This window comes from Ignavibacteria bacterium (assembly GCA_025612375.1).
Classification (GTDB): Bacteria; Bacteroidota; Ignavibacteria; order Ignavibacteriales; family SURF-24; genus JAAXKN01.
Window position 1 is genome coordinate 1 of sequence record JAAXKN010000024.1, and the last position, 20,541, is coordinate 20,541.

Below are 20,541 nucleotides of genomic sequence, written 5' to 3' on the forward strand. Positions count from 1 at the left end.
AACAGGTGGCAGGTTTTCATGGCCCTGGGTGGCTGGTTTTGATGGCCCTTGACATTGCTGCAGGGGAATGATTTTCAGCTGCTCTTAAAAGTTGAAGATTACAATCTAATATTTAATGCTGAAGTAAAGCAGAATATCAGCAGAAGTACTATCGGACTGTTAAAGTCGCAGCTTAACTTAAACCATAATCTGTTTCTCCTGGTTGTCAGGTATGTAAATCCTGAAATGGCGGAAGTACTCAGAGGTCTGGATATAAATTTTATGGATACTGCAGGTAGCGCTTTCATAAAATTGCCTCCCTTATATATAGACATTCAGGGCAGGCGCCTGAAAGAACCAGAAAGGGTACAAAGACCTGGAAGAGTCTTTCAGCCTGCTGGTTTGCAGCTGATTTTTACTCTTCTTTGTAATCCCAGATTGGAAGAAAATCCCTTACGTGAAATTGCAGAATATTCCAGTGTAGGCCTGACAACCGTTCAAAAGACCTTAAAAGGCCTGGAGCAGCAGGGATTCCTGGCCCTGCAGTCGAACAAGAAATATAAGCTTATTAACAAGGAGACTTTGATTTAGAAGTATTCTTAAATGTTACAATACTATGAAACCTGAAATTCCAGGACCGTTTTGGTCCAATCATTTATTTCTCAGTCCGTTCATATAAACCTTCTTGAAGAATCATTACAAACTGTTTAACTTTAGGGCAACACTTTTCTCCAATAAAACAAAGGGTGACAAATGCTAAAAAGAAAGTTTCATCCCGCCTTTCATGCTTTTTTTATTCTCCTGTTTTCCATAACTTTATTTAACTGTGCAAGTACAAATAAGGATCAAATGGAAAAGGACTTTCAAAAATTCGTAAAAGATTACGAGGCCAAGGTCATTCCTCTTTCGAGGGATGCAAACCTGGCATATTTTAACGCCACCATTTCAGGCAAGAAGGAAGATTACGACAAGTCTGCCGAGCTTGAAATTAAAAGAAGTATGGTTTACACGAGCAAGGAGGACTTTGAGAAGATAAAGAAGTTCAAGGAATCGGGGCTTATAACAGACCCCACGTTAAAGCGCGAGCTTGAAACTCTTTATAACGCTTATCTGGAAAACCAGGTGGATACGAAAAAACTTGAAGAGATCATAAAGCTCAGGACAGACGTGGAGAACAAATTTTCCACCTTCCGCGCCGAGGTAGGAGGCAAAAAACTGACAGATAACGAGATTGAAGAGATACTTAAGAATTCAACCGACTCCAGGGAACTTAAAGCCGCATGGCTGGGCAGCAAGGCAATCGGGAGAGTTGTTGCCAGTGACGTCATAAAGCTTGCCAAAATGAGAAATGAATCGGCCCGTGAGCTCGGCTTTAAGAATTATCATGAAATGAGCCTGAAGCTCAGCGAACAGGATCCGCAGGAAATTGAGAAGCTTTTTGACGAGCTGGACAACCTGACACGCGACTCTTTCATGAAGCTTAAAGGTGAAATGGACGGGGTTCTTGCAAAAAGGTATAATGTTGCACCGGGTGAACTAATGCCGTGGCACTACCAGAACAGGTTCTTCCAGGAAGCCCCGAAAATATATGAGGTTGACCTGGATAAGTACTATAAAGACAAGAATATTGTTGATATAACAAAATCCTACTATCAGGGCATCGGGCTTCCGATGAGTGACCTGGCGGAAAAAAGCGACCTTTATGAAAAGGAAGGAAAGTACCAGCATGCCTACTGCACATCGATAGACCGCGATGATGACGTAAGGGTTGTAATGAACGTTAAACCGAACTACAACTGGATGAACACTTCGCTTCACGAATTCGGGCACGCGGTTTATGACAAATTTACAGACCACAGCCTCCCCTGGCAGTTAAGAGAGCCCGCGCACACATTTACAACAGAGGCAATTGCAATGATGTTCGGGCGCTTTGCCTCAAACCCCAAATGGATGCAGGATGCCCTGGGTATTTCAGATGCAGAAAAGACTAAGATCGGAGATGCGGGCTTCAAATCCTTAAGGCTTGAGCAGCTGGTATTCAGCCGCTGGGTGCAGGTGGTCTACCGTTTTGAAAAAAGCATGTATGAGAACCCCGATCAGGACCTGAACAAGCTCTGGTGGGATCTGGTTGAGAAGTACCAGGGGCTTAAAAGGCCCGAAGGCAGGAATGAACCCGACTGGGCGTCAAAGATCCACATCTCGAGCTACCCGTGCTATTACCACAATTATATGTTAGGTGAGCTCCTTGCCTCACAGCTGTATTTCCACATAACGGGCAAGGTATTAAATGCAGCGAACCCCAAAGAGCAGAGCTTCTTCAATAAAAAAGAGGTCGGGGATTATCTTAAGAAAAATGTTTTTGAGGCAGGAAGAAAATACTACTGGAACGATATGATTGAAAAGGCAACGGGAGAAAAGCTTACGGCTAAATACTATGCCAGACAGTTTGTAGAGTAGACAAAGGTTTTAAGAAGCACTTTTATAAGGCTCTGAAGATTATGGAAAGTCTTCAGGGCCTTTTTTTAAGGATTACTCCCCTCGCTTTTCATTCCGGTATTATGCTGTCTCAGCTTAAAGAGCAGTTCATCGCTTTTTTCTTTTCTGATTTTACTTAAGATTATAGTTAAAAGGTCATTTATCCTTTTCAGATGCAGAGAAAAAGCTATCGTAATATTCTGTCTGCCGTCGTAGATATGAATAGGCCTGTTTTTGATTTCATTAAATATGCTTCCTGTTACTTTTTCAATATCCTCAAATTTGATCTGGATGATCTTGCGGCTGAAGGGAAAATCCGAACAGATCATTTTCTGGTCATCCACCTGAATCTTATAGGGAAAAAGCTTATAGAGCCTGAAATAATAACGGTTAACAAAATAAATCAGCAGAACATTAATAGCAGCAGGAATGATACTAAATGAACTGATTCTCAAAGCCATTACGGAGATGAAGAGATACATCAGCAGAACAAATGTTACCGGAATGTTTGCGTAACGGTAAATAAGTTTTGGAATCAATGGGTATGTAAAAGTGATCATCGCCGCTCCTCTTTCTATAGACATAGTTATGGATATTTTTCCAAATCGTCAATGATAAAATCCAGGAGAAGGGGCCGGTAAAATCAGGGCTTTCGGCTTTAGTAATCTCTTAGGTACCTGAGGGCTCAAAATTTCAGTTACTTTTTGGTCCCTTTTATAAATTTTTGTATAATGAATTAATAGACAATCTGGTGAGCTGATAAACAGCCGATTATTAAAGGATGAATATGCCCCATACATATGATATAATTATAATAGGTGCAGGCCCGATCGGTCTTGCCTGCGGAATTGAAGCAGCAAGAGAAGGATTAAGTTATTTAATAATAGAAGCCGGGTGCCTTGTAAACTCACTTTATCACTACCCGGTAAACATGACATTTTTCTCCACCAGTGAGCGCCTGGAAATTGGCGGCGTCCCTTTTATCTCCCACGGCTACAAACCGACGCGCTCTGAGGCACTTGAATATTACAGAAGAGTAACATTCTCCTGGAACCTTAGCGTAAAGACTTATGAGAGGGTACTGGACATAAAGGACCTGGATTACGGATATCTGGTCAAATCCGAAAAAGGTATCTATACGGCAAACAACGTCGTTATTGCCACCGGATTCTACGGTGTACCGAACCTTATGAACATACCGGGTGAAAGTCTTAAGAAAGTCAGACATTACTATGACGAGCCCCACCCTTATGCCGCTCAGGAGCTGGTCATTGTTGGAGGCGGGAACTCTGCTGTAGATGCCGCGCTGGAAACCTTCCGCCGGGGTGCCCATGTAACGATGGTAATAGCCGGAGGTGAACTCGACCCGGGGGTGAAGTACTGGGTGAGGCCGGATATTGACAACCGCATAAAAGAGGGCTCTATTAATGCTTATTTTAATTCCACCATTAAGGAGATACGGGAAGATGAGGTGGACCTCTGCACGCCGGAGGGTGAATTTTCAATTAAGAATGACTTTGTGCTTGCAATGACAGGCTACCAGCCCGACTACACACTGTTAAAAAAGGCGGGGGTTAAAATATCCCATGATGAACTCAGGGAGCCTTACTACGACGGGGAGACTTTTCAGACGAACAAGGAAGGCCTTTTTTTAGCCGGGTGTGTATGCGGAGGAATGAACACGAGCCGCTGGAATATCGAGTCATCGAGATATCATGCAGAAAGAATAATAAAATTTATCAAATCGCGGAAATGAGTATTTTCTAAAGGACTTCACGAAAAGCCCCATATTATCTTATTCATGCCTCTGAATTCTGAGCTCCCTGTTTCCCGTTTCGTTTTCGGACAGTTCCCCGCCAAGGGCAGCAAGGAGGACCGGCTGTTCCGTGTCGTTATTCCATTGCTGAAGAAAGCCGGCTTCTTTTCCCTCGCGGCTTCCTCTGTAGAGGTGCATAAATGTACATGCATTATCCTTCTTTTTTTCAGAGGCAAAGAGCTCCACAGTAGGAATCCAGCTTCCGGTATTTACAAACCACTGATTATTTAGGTTGAAGGCTTCAGGATTATGCGTGTGGCCAAAGGTTATAAGGCGGTAGCGCGTGTTTTCAGAAAACTTCCTGCGGGCATACTGGTAAAGGCTATTGGGTTCTTCAAGCTGAATGTAAGAAGAAGCCCTGCTCATAATAAACGAGACCAGGAAAAGCCCGAGATTCTCCAGCATGCTCTGTCCCGGCATTTTAAGGAGGTTTTGTCTTGAGGAGGGGCTTTCATTTTCAGCATCCAGCCTTAGAGTCAGGGGTTCAATTATATTCCAGAACTTATCCATTGCATAAAGCAGAGGAAGAAACACAGTAAGGACTATCATGAGCACGCGTCCGAAGAGATAGCGGTAGTAGCGCATAGGGATAACGAGAAACAGCGGGGGTATGTTCTCAAAGAGTTTTCTTATACCTACAAAGAACCTCTTTTCAACAAGTAGAGGGAGTATGCTCCTTTTTAAGCGCACATTCTTAAAAGGCGGGTAAGCCAGCTCAATGTGGTTAAGGAGATAGCGGTTAAAGAAAGAGCCAAAAGGCATATTTATCTCTTTTTTGTTCTTCAGGAGGGGTCCCCCTATGGAATGGCAATACTTGTCGTACTTATGCCCGTGCTCTATATAATATTTATTGTCAATTATGAGCGAATCATCCACAAACAGAAGGTTCGGGAAGATCTTATTTTTCAGGACATTTTCCAGGCTGCCATTGCCGGAAACCTGCTCAGCAAGAGCCAGCCGCATATAGTTTCTTACGGCAGACCAGTAGAACTCAAGGTCGTGATTCCCCTTAACAATTATGAGTTTATTCCCCTTTTCGATCCACTGCATAAGGGAACTGAAGATTCTGAAATGCTCTTTTGCAACAATGTGGAGCTTCCAGACGGACTTAAAGTCGTCCGTATTAAGCCCGTATTTGAGTTCTTTTTTTGATATAGAGGATTTGAGATATTCTACCGGTTTACTGATTCCTATTTTGCTTAAGATATGATTCCATTCCTGAAAATCCGTATCTGTCTGAGGCAGCCCTGTAATGCGGAGGAAATCAATAAAATCGCCGTTTATTATGAGTATTCCCCTGCCGGAGGCAGTTCTGCGGGTTAAATACTTCATAAAGTTTGTAAATGCATCGTCCTTAGGGGTATCCGAAGGGGGGAGGTTTTTCCCGTTATTTCTGGTCTGGGTAATATGCAGGTCGCTTACTATATATATATCTTTTCCGCCGGAAACAATTGAGACTTCAGGATTGCCGTAGTTTTCCGTAAAGTTATCCTTTTCGCATTTCAAGAGAAGGTTTCCGATGTATTCAGCAAAATCGTCCGGCATTAAAATCCACTCCTGTTCCTTAAGACACTTTATAAGTTTGTTCCCGCACAACGCATATGTGGATAATTTAATGTATTCAGCTTACGTTCTATTATCAACTTTTCTTTTAGGGGTAATTTTTGTGCCTTACTGCCTCTTTACGGGCCATTAAGGGGGAAAAATCATTTAAGCTTAAAGGGATATAAGCCATAGTCTGAAATTAAATTCCACCCGGAAAAGTTAAATTGATTTTAGTCATTTATTAGTTTAATTTTATGGGTATTTTTTTACAAAATCGGATTTTTAATTGGACGAGAAACGTATTAACGATGGAAATGACGCCCCCAATCCACAGGATAATCAGGGGGAAAAGCAGAATAAGCCGCAGGGCTCCCATCAGGAAAGACAGCCCAGGCAGCAAAATCCCCAGGCTGAAAAGCAATCTGAGAAGCAGACAGACAGACAGTCTGAAAGGCAGCCCCGGCACGAGACAGAAAGACAGCCCAGGCAGGAATCAGACAAGCAGTCTGAAAGGCAGCCGAGGCCGGAGCAGCAGGCCAGAAAATCTGAGCCTCAGCAGCAGCAGGGAAAGCAGCAGCCACAGAGAGGGCAGGCAAAGATAGTGCCTCCTAAAAGCCCCAACAAACCTCATTACAGCAGGTACAGGGGAAAACATTACAGCAGCAGCTACAACCGTCCGACTGCAACACCAGCCGAAGCAAGCCCGAAGAAGACGAGCTTTAAGAAAATTTCAATAGTTGTGCCGCTTTACAACGAGGAAGAGTCTTTAAGGCCCCTGGCCAACGAGATCAAAAAAGCGATGAGGCTGATTTTGGCAGAGTACGAAGTCGTTTTTGTAGACGACGGTTCAACAGACAAGTCTCTGTCAGTTCTGAAAGAAATTTCAAGGGTTGACCCCAAATTTAAGTATATAAGCTTCCGTAAGAATTACGGCAAATCGGCAGCTCTTCAGATGGGATTCAAGCAGGTTACAGGTGACGTTGTAATTACAATGGATGCCGACCTGCAGGATGATCCGAGCGAGATAGTAAATTTATTGCAGAAGCTTGAAGAAGGTTACGACCTTGTTTCAGGGTGGAAAAAGCAGCGTTTTGATCCCTTTATCAAGCGCCACTCATCCAAGTTCTTCAATTATGTAACGGGGCTTATGAGCGGAATAAAGATACACGACTTTAACTGCGGCCTTAAGGCTTACAGGCGTGAAGTTGTAAAGAACCTGAATGTTTACGGTGAGCTGCACAGATACATGCCTGTACTGGCAGACTGGCAGGGTTTCACTATTTCAGAAATTCCGGTTAAGCATCATCCGCGCCGTTACGGGTCGACAAAGTTTGGAATCTCACGTTTTTTCAAGGGTTTTATTGACCTGATGACCGTAATATTTACAACGCGCTATATAAAGCGTCCGATGCATCTCTTCGGATTTTTAGGTGCAATTGCCTTCTTAATAGGTTTTGTGGTTAACGGTTATCTTTCCATAGAATGGATGCTGGGCCGCAGCCTGAGCAACAGGCCTCTTCTGTTCTTCGGCATGCTCCTTATAATTGTGGGTGTTCAGTTCTTCTCTGTAGGGCTTTTAGGTGAGATGATGGTTCACTCAATGCAGAACGACAAAGAGTATTCAATAAAGGACAAGAGCTGAAAAATTAAGCAAAATTCATACTAAGCCGGGCATTCAGCAGCCCGCTGAAAAACCGGCTTTCTTATGAGAAATTAAACGGCTTTTGCCGAAAAGCCATTATTTACAAATTTAACTTATAATTAATTTGAAGATATCGGACTTAAAAATAAACTGCCGCTTCTTCAGGGGTGACATTCCCTGCAAACCCCACAAGCTCCACGGCGTACACTGCGTGGAGGCTGATGGAAGCGACTGCCCTTACTATGAGGCCACCAAAGGGAAAGTGTTAATTATAAAGCTGGGTGCCGTAGGTGACGTTATACGCACTACTCCGATTCTTTCTCCGTTGAAGGAAAAGTATCCGGAGGCAAAAGTATACTGGCTTACATATACCCCTTCGGTTGTACCAAAGGAAGTGGATACAATAGTTAAGTTTAACGCCGAAGGCGCAACGTTTCTTCGGGCTCTGGAATTTGACTACATAGTAAACCTGGATAAGGACAAAGAAGCCTGCGCGCTCATGGAAATTCTTAATGGGCAGGTAAAAAAAGGCTACGTATTAAAAGACGGAGTCCCATATCCTGCCGACAAGGATGCCGAAGCCAAGTATATGACCGGGGTTTTTGACGACATAAACAAGGCAAACACCAGGAATTATCTTGAAGAAATCTTTGAGATCTGCGGCTTCAGCTATAAAGGTGAAAAATATGTGCTTTCCAATTTCAGCCAGTATGCCGGGGACTGGGACCTTGAGAAGGCTAAACCTGTTATCGGGCTTAATACCGGATGCGGCGGCAGGTGGACCTCGCGCCTATGGCCGGATGAGAACTGGATAGAGCTCTCAAAAAGGCTCATCAAAAAGGGTTATCAGGTGGTGTTCTTAGGAGGCGAGCAGGAAGACGCAAAAAACAGAATGTTTGCCGAAGCAACCGGAGGCAGGTATTTCGGGCACTTCCAGCTTGAAAAATTTATTAACCTTGTCGACCAGTGCCAGCTTGTGGTTACAGGCGTAACGATGGCAATGCATATAACGCTCGGGCTCAGGAAAAAGATTGTTCTGTTCAATAATATTTTTAATCGCCATGAGTTTGAGCTCTTCGGGCTTGGAGAAATAATAGAACCCGAGAAGGAATGCCAGTGTTTCTACAGCGCCGTCTGTACTAATCCAGAGTACCAGTGCATGAATTATATAACAGTCGACAGGGTATTTAATTCAGTCACAAAACTTCTTCCCCGATGAAAATAACAATTCTATCAACTGCTTATCCACTGCGCGGGGGGATTGCTCATTTTAACGGATTGCTTTATAATGAGCTTTCAAAAAACAATGACGTCAATGTAATTACCTTTAAGAGGCAATATCCTTCCATACTGTTCCCGGGAAAGTCGCAGACCGAATCGGGAGAAACCGTGGAAGCCATACCGACTGAGGTCCTGGTAGATTCAGTCAACCCTCTCAACTGGATCAGCGTTGGAGAAAAGATAAAGAAAAATGCGCCCGACCTGTTGATATTCAAGTATTGGATGCCTTTTTTCGGTCCCTGCTTCGGGACCATCTCGAAAATTGCAAAGAAGAACGGACGGACGAAGGTGCTGGTAATCTGCGACAACGTGATTCCGCACGAAGGGCGCCCGGGCGACAGGGCCTTTACAAAGTACTTCTTCTCCAGCGCCGACTATTTTGTCCTGCTGTCTAAAAAAGTGCAGGAAGATCTCCTGAGTCTTTTCCCAAATGCCAGAAACAAGGTTCTTCCCCACCCCGTTTATTCCAACTTCGGTCTTCCGGTTACAAAAAGTGAAGCCAGGAGTCACCTTCGTCTTAAAGACGAGAAACTTATACTCTTCTTCGGTTTTATAAGGGATTATAAGGGGCTCGACATACTGATGGAATCCCTTGCCATGTTAAAAGGCAGGCTTAATGTAAAACTGATGGTTGCAGGTGAATTTTACTCAAACGAGGACAAGTACAAAAGTTTGATTGAAAAGCTGGGCATTAAAGACTCGCTTTATCTTTTTACAGATTTTATTCCCACCTCTGAAGTCAAATATTATTTTTGCGCTTCAGACGCAGTAATTCTTCCCTACAGGAGCGCCACTCAGAGCGGGATTGTACAGATAGCTATGAATTTCCGCAAACCGGTAATTGCAACAAACGTGGGAGGTCTTGAAGAGGTGGTGCTTGAGGCCAAGACGGGCTACATAGTGGAGAAAGAGGACCCGGCCAAAATGGCTGAGGCTATAATGAAATTTTACGCCGAAGAAAAAGAAGCCGAATTTCAGAAGAATATTGAAGGCGAAGTTGACAAGTATTCCTGGAGGAAATTTGCCGAAGGAGTGCTGGAGCTTGCGGGAAAATAAAAGATAAAATTGTTCAGCACCAGAGCAGTTTGTGACCAGAAGAGTTCTTGACCAAAACAGGCTAATTATAAAAGCATATTCAGAAACATCAAATTTCAGCGATTGACAACCTTATGCATTATGACCCAATAAAAAACATTTTCGCCAGGTGGATAAAGAGATTTCCCTTTTTACGCATCTGGTTTTATAAGATGCTAGACGTAATGTTTCTGCGTTCCTGGTATGTAAGGCGGGAGCTTAAGAAACTAAGAAAAGAATTTGGAAAAAGGCAGATAAGCATATATGATGCGGGAACAGGATACGGCCAGTACGCTTACTTTATGGCTAAGAATCTGGCGCCCAATAATATTTACGCCATTGACGTAAAAGAAGAATGGATAGAAGACTGCAGGGAATTTTTCAGGAGCCAGAACTTAAATAATGTATCTTTTGGCGTTGAGGACCTGACTCAGATCAGCCACGAAGCAGGCTTTGATCTTATACTTTCCGTTGACGTAATGGAGCACATTGTTGAAGACGTGAAAGTTTTCGAGAATTTTCACAGGGCGCTTCGTCCAGGCGGATATTTAATGATCAACACCCCCTCGATTTATGGAGGCAGTGACGTGCACGAGGAAGAGGAGGAAAGCTTCATCGGAGAGCATGCAAGGATAGGCTATTCGGTTGAGGATCTAAGAGGCAAGCTTGAGCCGCTGGGATTTGAACTCTACCAGTCGAAGTACACATACGGCACCTGGGGTGACAGGGCATGGCGCCTTGGGATCAAGTACCCGATGCAGATGCTTAACAAATCAAAACTGCTTTTTATACTACTGCCTCTATATTACACTTTCACTTTCCCTTTCACGCTCTTAATGATGTATATGGATTATACGGCTAATAACAAAGTCGGAGCGGGAATCAATTTTATTGCAAGAAAACCGGAGCTAAGAAAAAATGTCTAAAACTACAAAAAGAACAATCGGTACGGCTGGCAAGGCAGCCAGGGAAACCAGAACTGAAGGATTTACAATTGATAAGATAATACCGGGGAAATACCAGACCCCGCTCTCACTTGCAATACTTCTGATACTGTTCCTCATATTCTTCTCTCCCATGTATTTCGGGGGCAAGACGCTGCAGTCGGGTGACATAATAACGAGCAAGAGCCTTCAGACCTATGTTACGACTCACGAGGGGGGCTATACGCTCTGGAACCCTTACATATTCTGCGGTATGCCCGCCTACTCACTGGGTGTGGGATTTAAGTGGTTTAACCTCATTTATGTGGGTTTTACGGCCATGAAGTGGCTTTTTGCAAAACTCTTCTCTGTTGAATACGCTGTCTGGAGCCTTTACCTCATTATACTCTCATTTACGAGCTATTTCCTCATGAAGTATAAGACCAGGAACACTCTAATAAGTCTCTTTACAGCCATTGCGGCCTCATTTTCAACGGGGCTTGTCATCTTCCTTTTCATTGGTCACGTAACAAAGCTGACCTCACTTTGCATGTACCCCCTTATATTCCTGATGCTACTGAAGTTCCAGAAGAAGGTCAGGCTCCTGGACTTTGCAATCCTGACCATCGCACTTCAGCTTTTTGTGCAGGGATGGCACGTACAGATCATCTTCTACACACTTTTTGCAGTCGGGATCTACTTTGTCTATTACTTTATCCGTTCCCTCATAAAGAAAGACCGCGAGCTCCAGCGACAGCTCCTTAAGTCCTTAGGTGTCTTTGCCGCAGCAGCAATGATTGCCATACTCATTCAGAGCGACAACCTGACACAGATCTACGAGTATTCTCCTTATTCGACGCGTGGGGGCAAGAGTGTTGTTGAGAACCAGGGTCCTGCAGCAAAGGGTGAACCGACCTCAGGGCAGGCTTATTATGATTACCACACACAGTGGTCATTTTCTCCCGGTGAAGTAATGACTTTTCTTATCCCTTCTTACTACGGGTTTGGAAATTCAACATACCAGGGGCCGCTGACAAATGAGCAGGAATACAGGGTCAACACATACTTCGGGCAGATGGAATTTGTGGATGTTGCAATGTACATGGGAGTCCTGGTATTCTTACTGGGGCTTTATGCCATTTTCACCTGCTGGAAGGACCCGTTTGTACAGTTCCTTACAATTCTTTCGGGCATTGCGCTTTTTATATCCTTCGGGAAGACCTTCTCCCCTATTTTCGATCTGATGTTTTATTACTTCCCGGCATTTGACAAGTTCAGGGTACCTTCCATGATACTTGTGCTTGTGCAGCTGAGCTTCCCGTTTTTAGCCGGCATCGGGCTTTGGAAGATCATTAGCCTGAGGAGTGAGAAGGACTTAAGGGCTGAGAAGATAGTAAAATTTGCAGCTTTCGGGTTTACGGGACTGCTTGTTCTTTCTTTCCTCTTAAACGGAGTTCTCAGGGACTGGTTTACAGCAAGGGTAACCGAGTCGGGCAAAAATCCGCAGTACCTCAAGCAGCTTGCCGACTATGCAGCTGACATGTTCCTTACGGATACACACATAGTGCTTGCACTTGCAGCTTTGACCTTCGGCCTGGCATTAACGTACGTCAATCAGAAGATAAGCCGTGACGTGGTGCTGCTGGCAGTATTAGTATTTACGGTTTTTGACCTGTGGAGGATTGACAACCGCGGCGCAGAATATGTTCAGCAGGCAAATATGGAGGAAGCCTTCAGGCAGCCGTTCTATGTTTCAGCCATTAAGTCTCAGAACGACAAGGAGCCTTTCCGTATAATTAATCTGAAGCAGGACGGTTCTCTTGGTTCAGTCGGGAACGATGCCAACTTTAATGCATACTTCCTTGTACAGGATCTTTTCGGCTATTCAGGTGTCAAGCCGAGAGCCTATCAGGATATAATGGATGTAGTCGGGACTCCTGCAAATCCGACGCTCTGGAGGATGCTAAATACAAAATACGTTGTCTTCGACCGTCAGATAAATTTCACAGATCTGACAGAAGTATCCAAAGGCGAAAAGGATGTTGTCTACAGGTACGACAGGGCGCTTCCGAGGGCGTATTTCGTAAGCAACGTACAGGTTAAGCCGGCCATACAGATACTGAATCTGATAAAGAACAATGCGTTTGATCCGAAGGAACTGGCGTTTTTAGAAGAAGGCGGCATCAGTGTGGACAGGCCCGACACGACGCAGGCATATGTAAAGATAAACCAGTACAAAGATGAACTTATTTCAATTCAGGCAAAGGCAACCGGAAACAACCTTCTGTTCCTAGGCGACACCTATTATCCGAAGGGGTGGAAGGCCTTAATTGACGGCCAGGAAACAAAGATTTACCGTGTAAATCATGCATTCCGCGGAATTGTGGTACCAAAAGGCGAGCACAAAATAGAGTTCAAATTTGAGCCTGTAAGCTTTGTAATAAGCAAATACCTGGCTCTTACGCTCAGTTCCTTAATTGTGATTGTATTTATATTCAGCCTGATAACTTCAAAAAGAAGAAAAGAGGCAGTTCAGGAGTAATTCCCAAAAGCTCTGCCGCCCGAGGCAGAGGCCTTTAGAGCGGTAATACAGTGATTTAAAAAAAACGGGCGTTCAGTGTTCTGAACGCCCGTTTTTTATTTATAATATTTACTTTCCTCTTATAAACAATAAAAGCACATTTCGAAAAAATTCCTACTGAACCTTTTCCAGAAATCTTCTTATTGTTCTTGAGAGTACGGCATTAATATCTTCTGAAGCCCTGGAAAGCAGAACCAGCAGAGAAAAAAGGACAGCAATAAAAAATCCTCTTATTGCAACGTCCCAGACAAAATGTCCAGACACGTGGGGGAACATATAGTTAAAAATAAGTACAACCAAGCTAATCAGCAGTACTTTAACGGTCTGCTTTGAAAAGGGCTGCATCCTGTAAATGCGCCAAATAAAAGCAAACCTGACCAGATTATAAATTATTATTGAGATGGCGCTTGCCATTGCGGCTCCCAGGATTCCCCAAATTGGGATCAGCAGCATATTAGTTCCAATTGCCAGTAAACTTAAGAACGCATAGAAGAAAATGTCGTACTTGTAATATTTCGATGTAGTCATAATTTCGGCATTTATACCCATAGCCATATCGAACAGTTTTCCTATTCCCAAATAAAAGACCACATATTTACCCGCAATAAAGACACTTCCGTTGGGTATAAATTTGAAAATATTGTCAATATTGCACCAGATTACCAGAAAGACAAGTCCGCCAATAATCATCTGGTTAATTGATGACTTCTTGTATATTTCCGCAATTTTTTTCATGTCGCCATTCTTTGTAGCCTCAGCAACCAGAGGTATAACCACCTGCGACATGGATCTTCTGGGAATTTCAAGCACAAGCGCTATATAAAGAGCAATGGTGTAGATTCCTGTGCTCTTAAGGCCTGAATATGACCCCAGCATCAGGCTGTCAATATTTCTTATTATTATATCGCTTGTATTTCCAAGGAGCACAAAGCCGCCGAAGACCAGCATACTTTTTAGCATAGGGTTCTTAAATACCGAAAAGTTCGGGCGGAGAAACAGGACCCCCCTGGAATAGACATATATGACAAGCAACAGCAGTGCTATTACGTAAACTACAAAGATGAAATTTATGAATACATGAAACGTTATCATGTGATATAAAATTCCAAGTACGCCAAGAGTCAGCAAACCCCTGATAACAATCTCCCGGATGAACCGGGGCACCACCGGTTTTAGCTGAACCAGCATATATACCTCAAGAATAAACAGGCAGAGCTGAATAAATGTAAAAGGGATGAGATAATAAAAATACTCAGTCAGCTGGGCGGCATTACGGGAATATATCCCGATAAGTGTATCCTTGAAGATAAAAAACAGCGCCACAAAAACTATATATCCCACAAAACTCAGGCAGAATAGAAAAAAAAGAAAACCGTTGTGTTCTTTTTTGGGGTCCTTGAAATAAGGGAAGTACCTGACAGGGATATGAGTTGCCCCCAGGGCTGCAAAGGTGGCAAAAAAACCTGTAACATCGAGCAGTATTCTCTGCAGGCCGATCTGCTCAACTGAAAGTGCAAGCGGGTAAAAAATGAGAGTATTGACGTACCCAATTAAAAATCCCAGATACGTTACTATTAATGTTTTAGCGCTCTGACGTATTACAATTCCCATTTAACAGAACCTGCTTTGTTTCCTTGAATTTCATTACTTCCAATCCTGACCGTCCCTTATCCTGCCGCAAAGGCATTATAGGATATCGGCTTTTCGGATCTTTGAAACACAAATATAGTTAATTTTATGCTATAAAAAATCTTCAATTATGGCCTGTAGTGCTCCCAAAAGCCGGAATATCATAACGTTTAAATAAAATTATATATAAAATTTTTCCGTAAATTTAGACCTTCGGAATAAAGAGAGTCGATGCCGGTGATTTTACCGGAAAGACAGGGAAATGGTTTCCGGTAAGCTAAATAATAAACCCTAACAACAGCAGCTAAGACAGAACATGAATGTTTGTGCGGTAATAGTAACTTATAATAACCGGTTTAATCTTCTAAAGCAGGTAATTGACGGCCTTTTCAGGATCAATGTTCAAAAAATCATAGTTGTAGACAATAACTCTGAAGACGAAAGCAGAAGCCAGCTTATAAGTTTAGAAAAAAATAACGTTTCCAGGTTGAAGGTACTATATCTGAATGAAAATACCGGATCCGCAGGGGGCTACGCAAGGGGTTTAAGGGAATTTTATGATGAAAAGTCGTGTGACTTTGTCTGGCTTTTGGATGACGATAATGTCCCAAAAGAAGATTCCTTTGAGGTAATAAGAAATTTCTGGAGCAGCTTAACTGCCCCGGATAAAGAAAGCTCTATTGCGCTATTGTCTTCGAGGCCCGGAAGGAAAATTTATGAGACTGCCGTTATACAAAACAACCCCGATCTGGTTATTGGAGATATCAATGGCTTCATGGGCTTCACCGTCACCGGCTTTTTCTCCAGGATAGCCCGTTCTTTTTTCAAAAAAGAGGCAGGCAGCAGGGATGCAGTTTCGCATGGTAATGTTGCCGCTGCTTATTACGGCGGGTTGTTTTTTCATAAAAGTTTATTGGACATAATCGGTTACCCCAATGAGGATCTTTTTGTTTATTCAGATGATATTGAATATTCAAACAGGATAGTCAGAAAGGGTGGTAAAATCATAGTTTTGTTTAACAGCAGGATAGATGATGTTGACGAGAAATGGCATTCACCTGAAGACAAAATCACCTGCCTTAAGCTGCCACTAATGAATGAGTCCAACAAGCACCGGTTTTATTACCAGATCAGAAACCGGATTTATTTTGAAAAATACAGGACCAAATCCAGCAGCCTCCTATATTCTTTTAACAAATTTGTTTACTTTGTGATTTTAAAAGTAGTATTATTGACGAACAAAAATATCAGTTACAGTAAAATAATTAAGCTGGCTATTAAAGACGGGTTAAAAGGAAACTTGGGGAAAAAAGATACGGCATATTTGGGTTAACTTTTTTAATAACTCCCCCGAAGCATTTCTTCCTGCTTATAGATCTGGATAATCTTCCAAAGATTGGTTATTTTACTGCTTTTCAAAGCTCACAGGAAGCAGCTTTAATGAACAGACCGGGAAGGCTGCCCAAAAGTATTCCGGGGGACAAGTTCATTAAACGATTTCCGCAGGATTATGTAAGATGATTAACCTTCCCTCGAAGAATGAAGGGATCAAGCATTATTTCACCATTATATTCAAAGCAGCAGATGGACAAAAACAAAGATAATTTATCAGAAAAGACATTTTCATTAGTGCGTCCTTTATGGATGTTAATCAGGAAACTAAGTCCCAAGGGAGCATATATAAAGCTGGGAGATTACTGGGTAAAAGACCCTTCACTGGCAAAGATTGACAGACTGTTTCCCCGCACACGGCAAAAAATTGATGTGGAAAACTACGAAGAGAACAGCATTGCGGCTCTCAGGAGATTTGTCAGTCAGGGAGACAGAGTTACTATTGTCGGCGGAGGATACGGCATCACAGGGATTGTGGCGATGGAAAAAGGGGGCCAGGTTACCCTTATTGAAGCCAGCAAGGAAAGAGCCAAAGATATTCTAAAGACATGGGAAGAATATAAGTTAAAGGGCACAGTCATACACGGCTATGTAGGGTCTCCGGTAAATGTTTGGGGAGAGATGGAAGGAGCAGATAAAATTGAAGAGATACCCGACTGCGATATACTTGAGCTGGACTGTGAAAGCGGCGAAAAGGAGGTTTTAGCAAATCTTGGCATACAGCCAAGGGTGATCATTGTTGAATCGCATGGAGACCTGGGTTCACCGACCTCACTTGTAAAAGAACTTTTAGAAAGAAAGGGTTATGAAATAATTGAGGAAAAAGATGAAGAACCCTCCCGCGACATCATGGTTCTGGTAGCTAAGAGGAAATAGTCCAGCAGCCTTTTGAGGCAATAATATTTCTGGCATCTACAGATGCTGCTTCAGCTTAAGTGTCCGATACTAAATAGTATATTGAAAAGAAGGTAAATATCCGTTATTTTAATTCCGTTCATTAGACGTAAAATAAAGTTTTAAAATGTGAATCTTCTGATAAATTATGATTAATCTTGCCCCAATAGCCCTATTTGTTTATAACAGGCCGGTCCATACCTCTGAGACTCTGAAAGCCTTAAAAGAAAACGTGTATGCAGCTGAAAGCGAATTATTTGTTTTTTCTGACGGCCCCAGGAGCTCCAAGGATATTCCGCAGGTAAATGAGGTTAGAGAAATTGTAAAGAAAATATCAGGCTTTAAGAACATCACCATTATAGAACAGAAAGAAAATCTGGGCTTAGCCAACTCCATTATAAGCGGGGTAACAAAGCTTTGCAATGAATACGGCAAAGTTATAGTGCTGGAAGATGATTTAATCTCCTCCCCATATTTTCTAAAGTATATGAACGAGGGCCTTAACTACTATGAAGGCTATAAAAATGTCTTTACGGTCTGCGGCTTCAATCATAACCCGGGTATAATGAAAATAAATAAAGATTACGCTTTTGACGTGTTCTTTTCCTACAGAAACAGTTCATATGGCTGGGGAACCTGGCGTGACAGGTGGGAGCGTGCAGACTGGGAACTGCCGGATTATAATGAGTTTATGCTGGATAAAAAGAAGCAGAAGCTGTTCAATAAATCCGGCGATGATTTAACAAATCTGCTGGTTAAGCAGGTAAAAGGCAGAATAGATTCCTGGTCCATACGCTGGACTTACAGTCATTTTAAGAATAATGCCTTAGCCGTATATCCCCGGTTCTCTTACATTGATAACATTGGTTTCGACGGCAGCGGCGTACACTGCAAGCCCATATATAAATATAACAACGATCTCAGCAAAAGTATTATAGATCCTACGTTTGTGCCTCCCTTCACAGATGAAAAAGTACTGGAGGCATTTCGAAACATATACAAATACAGCCTGATTAAAAAAGCTAAAAGATATATAGCTGTCAATCTTCTTGAAAAATAAAATAGTTACGCTTTAAGGCAGAGTGCTATAAGATAACGAGAGAAAAAGCGTAAACTTAAGCATAAAGCAACTGATTTCAAGAGGTTTCAGGGCTACAACTTTGAGGGAACTTCATGCAGGAAAATGAAAGATTAACACAGCACTACAACGAAAAGTATAAAATAGAAACCGAAAGGGTTTATGATGATTATGTAGGATTAAAAAAATTTCCTCATTCCAGAATAGAATCATGCCTGAAGTATTTTCCTCTTAATTTTAACGGGGGCGACGTTCTGGAACTTGGTGCCGGATCGGGAATGCTCGTCCGGAGCTTTATAAATGCAGGTATTAGTTTTAAGAGTTATACAATAAGCGATTTTTCAAGTGTACGTGTTGAAGGGATGAAAAAAAGTGTTATTGACCCCAGAATAAGGGTCGAGCAGATTAACTGTGAGAACATACCTGTAGAAAGCCTGCCCCGGTATGATGCTGTCATCATGATAGCGCTGATTGAACATCTGATAGATCCTCTTGGAGTAATGCAGAATGTGCGTAAACTTCTTAAGCCGGGGGGCATTGTTTATATTGACACTCCCAATATGGCACTCTATCACAGGAGGCTCAAACTTTTAAGAGGAATTTTCCCTTCGACGGCTTCAAAAAATGAGGGTCTGACCACCTACGACAATAAGCCCGTTGATCTTTACGACGAAGGGCATCTCCACTACTTTACGTACAGTGCCCTTTCAAAAATGCTCCTGAGCAGATGCGGCTTTAGTTCCGTAACAAAATTAGGTTACTTTTACGGTGGGATAATAAGTGAAGCCCTGATGGATAAGCTTGCCCGTAGGTGGCCTGAATTTTTCTCCGAACTTGCCGTAATTGCCAGATAAAATTCAAATGCTGAAGACTGCAAATGCAGAGCAAAGTTTTCTTCAGGCTCACTCCGGGCACTAAATTATCTGCTATTATAATACCGATGTACTTGCCATTCCCATCCACAGACTGGTACCGTCACCCCCGGTATAATACAGCCTGTATTCGTTGTTAAATTTTCCTATATAGGGATAGGCAATTTTTGTACACCATTTAAGCTGACCCACTTTCCAGAACGGCTCGGATTTTTTTGTCCAGTTAATCCCATCAATCGAGTTTGCCATGCCAAAACCATCGTTATAATAGTTCATATAGACCATCTTAAACTGGCCGTTATCATAAATTACTGAGGGAGAAAATATTCCGGAGCCTTCCCAGCTTTGGTTTGCCTTTAAGACAGGGTTTCCTGAATATTTTGTCCATTGAACACCATCTGTCGAAGTTGCAAGGCACATGGCTCTGTCGCCATTAATCTTTGCATAGTTGTAGAACATATAATATGTACCATCTTTTTTAATGACACTGCCGGCCCATACCTTTTCTTCAAATGATGAGGCGGTCAAAACTGGCGAAGGGTGTTTCTCCCAGTAAATTCCATCCTGTGAGACAGCCAGGCCAACACTCATTGTTCCATTCTGGTCATGGAAGCCACAATAATACATCTTATATACACCTCCATCTTCTAAAACCGCTCCTGTTGTTACGGCATAATCATCCCATGCGCCGGCAGAGCCCGGAGAAAGGACCGGTTTTGCTGATGCTGAATTCCAATGTATGCCATCTACGGATTCCGAATAGCCGATGTCTGCTTTTGCACTGTAGTAGGTATTCAAATACCACATTTTGTACTTACCGTCTTTATACAAGACTTTACCCTGCGAGACAAGCAAAGGGTTTGCAGGACTGTCATAAATTGAGAACAGAGGATTTGCGGGATAGTCTATCCAGGATGTACTTCCCCACCTCACACTCACATAGATGCTTCCAACACCGCTAGGTTTTGGTGTCAGCGTCAGGTATACTTCAGTAGTCTTTGAATCCTCTATCATTATATCTGTCTCTCCGGTGTAGAGAACTTCACCCGCATTGTTTTCTGCGGTTATTCTAAGGTGCCACGATCCGGTCTTAATGTTCTCAAATAAGATATCGGCTAATGAGGAGGACAAATCTGCAAAAATGTTCAGGTCTTTTTTCAGCGTATCGCAATCAGGCCTTGAAAGGTATGCCTTGACCAGTGTAACTTCCAAAGGGGCATTTACCTTATCAATCTTAAATGACACACTGCCCAGTGTCTGGGTGGTTTTACTGCCCGGCTCAACTGTATTTTCTTTGGAGCAGCTGCTAAGGCAGAAAGCTGATAAGGAGATCAGCACTATGCCAATAAATCTTTTCATT

Annotated in this window: 16 protein-coding genes; 12 read left to right on the forward strand and 4 right to left on the reverse strand. The window is 42.7% G+C overall.

Annotation, left to right across the window (positions count from 1 at the left end; translation table 11 throughout):
• The first annotated feature begins 48 nt into the window (after window positions 1-48).
• Window positions 49-570: a hypothetical protein gene (locus tag HF312_13745; protein MCU7521279.1), complete on the forward strand. Its 522-nt coding sequence runs from the start codon at window positions 49-51 to the stop codon at window positions 568-570.
• Window positions 571-828: 258 nt separating this feature from the next.
• A complete protein-coding gene (locus HF312_13750) occupies window positions 829-2,436 on the forward strand; it encodes a M2 family metallopeptidase (protein ID MCU7521280.1) in 1,608 nt (535 codons plus the stop codon).
• Between the two features lie 65 nt (window positions 2,437-2,501).
• On the opposite strand, the gene HF312_13755 is transcribed toward HF312_13750, so the two are convergent.
• The gene (locus tag HF312_13755; protein MCU7521281.1) at window positions 2,502-3,014 is read right to left on the reverse strand and encodes a hypothetical protein; all 513 of its coding nucleotides are present in this window, start codon (window positions 3,012-3,014) and stop codon (window positions 2,502-2,504) included.
• 221 nt (window positions 3,015-3,235) lie between these two features.
• Here HF312_13755 and ypdA point away from each other — a divergent pair, with 221 nt between their 5' ends.
• Window positions 3,236-4,210, forward strand: a complete 975-nt coding sequence (gene ypdA / locus HF312_13760) for a YpdA family putative bacillithiol disulfide reductase (protein ID MCU7521282.1) — start codon at window positions 3,236-3,238, stop codon at window positions 4,208-4,210.
• 39 nt (window positions 4,211-4,249) lie between these two features.
• Here ypdA and HF312_13765 read toward each other — a convergent pair whose 3' ends face one another.
• The gene (locus HF312_13765) at window positions 4,250-5,815 is read right to left on the reverse strand and encodes a metallophosphoesterase family protein (protein ID MCU7521283.1); all 1,566 of its coding nucleotides are present in this window, start codon (window positions 5,813-5,815) and stop codon (window positions 4,250-4,252) included.
• A gap of 601 nt (window positions 5,816-6,416) precedes the next feature.
• Here HF312_13765 and HF312_13770 point away from each other — a divergent pair.
• From HF312_13770 to HF312_13790, 5 genes are all read left to right on the forward strand, one after another.
• The gene (locus HF312_13770; protein MCU7521284.1) at window positions 6,417-7,457 is read left to right on the forward strand and encodes a glycosyltransferase family 2 protein; all 1,041 of its coding nucleotides are present in this window, start codon (window positions 6,417-6,419) and stop codon (window positions 7,455-7,457) included.
• Between the two features lie 124 nt (window positions 7,458-7,581).
• Window positions 7,582-8,676, forward strand: coding sequence for a glycosyltransferase family 9 protein (locus tag HF312_13775; GenBank protein MCU7521285.1), 1,095 nt, complete (start codon window positions 7,582-7,584; stop codon window positions 8,674-8,676).
• Window positions 8,673-9,794 (forward strand): glycosyltransferase, encoded by a 1,122-nt coding sequence (locus HF312_13780; protein MCU7521286.1) that lies wholly within the window; start codon window positions 8,673-8,675, stop codon window positions 9,792-9,794. The genes HF312_13775 and HF312_13780 overlap by 4 nt, the downstream gene beginning before the upstream one ends.
• A 203-nt stretch (window positions 9,795-9,997) precedes the next feature.
• The gene (locus HF312_13785; protein MCU7521287.1) at window positions 9,998-10,738 is read left to right on the forward strand and encodes a class I SAM-dependent methyltransferase; all 741 of its coding nucleotides are present in this window, start codon (window positions 9,998-10,000) and stop codon (window positions 10,736-10,738) included.
• Entirely contained in the window at window positions 10,731-13,277 is a 2,547-nt protein-coding gene (locus HF312_13790; GenBank protein ID MCU7521288.1) for a YfhO family protein, read from the forward strand. The genes HF312_13785 and HF312_13790 overlap by 8 nt, the downstream gene beginning before the upstream one ends.
• A gap of 153 nt (window positions 13,278-13,430) precedes the next feature.
• Here the strand turns inward: HF312_13790 and HF312_13795 are convergent, their stop codons facing one another.
• The gene (locus HF312_13795) at window positions 13,431-14,927 is read right to left on the reverse strand and encodes an oligosaccharide flippase family protein (protein ID MCU7521289.1); all 1,497 of its coding nucleotides are present in this window, start codon (window positions 14,925-14,927) and stop codon (window positions 13,431-13,433) included.
• Window positions 14,928-15,261: 334 nt separating this feature from the next.
• On the opposite strand from HF312_13795, the gene HF312_13800 reads away from it, so the two are divergent.
• From HF312_13800 to HF312_13815, 4 genes are all read left to right on the forward strand, one after another.
• Window positions 15,262-16,278: a glycosyltransferase gene (locus tag HF312_13800; protein MCU7521290.1), complete on the forward strand. Its 1,017-nt coding sequence runs from the start codon at window positions 15,262-15,264 to the stop codon at window positions 16,276-16,278.
• Window positions 16,279-16,484: 206 nt separating this feature from the next.
• On the forward strand, window positions 16,485-17,213 hold the full coding sequence (locus HF312_13805) for an FkbM family methyltransferase (GenBank protein ID MCU7521291.1): 729 nt from the start codon (window positions 16,485-16,487) through the stop codon (window positions 17,211-17,213).
• Window positions 17,214-17,379: 166 nt separating this feature from the next.
• Complete coding sequence (locus tag HF312_13810) at window positions 17,380-18,291, forward strand: glycosyltransferase family 2 protein (GenBank protein ID MCU7521292.1); 912 nt, start codon at window positions 17,380-17,382, stop codon at window positions 18,289-18,291.
• Window positions 18,292-18,404: 113 nt separating this feature from the next.
• The gene (locus HF312_13815) at window positions 18,405-19,163 is read left to right on the forward strand and encodes a class I SAM-dependent methyltransferase (GenBank protein MCU7521293.1); all 759 of its coding nucleotides are present in this window, start codon (window positions 18,405-18,407) and stop codon (window positions 19,161-19,163) included.
• A gap of 75 nt (window positions 19,164-19,238) precedes the next feature.
• On the opposite strand, the gene HF312_13820 is transcribed toward HF312_13815, so the two are convergent.
• On the reverse strand, window positions 19,239-20,540 hold the full coding sequence (locus HF312_13820; GenBank protein MCU7521294.1) for a hypothetical protein: 1,302 nt from the start codon (window positions 20,538-20,540) through the stop codon (window positions 19,239-19,241).
• Between the last annotated feature and the right edge of the window lies 1 nt (window position 20,541).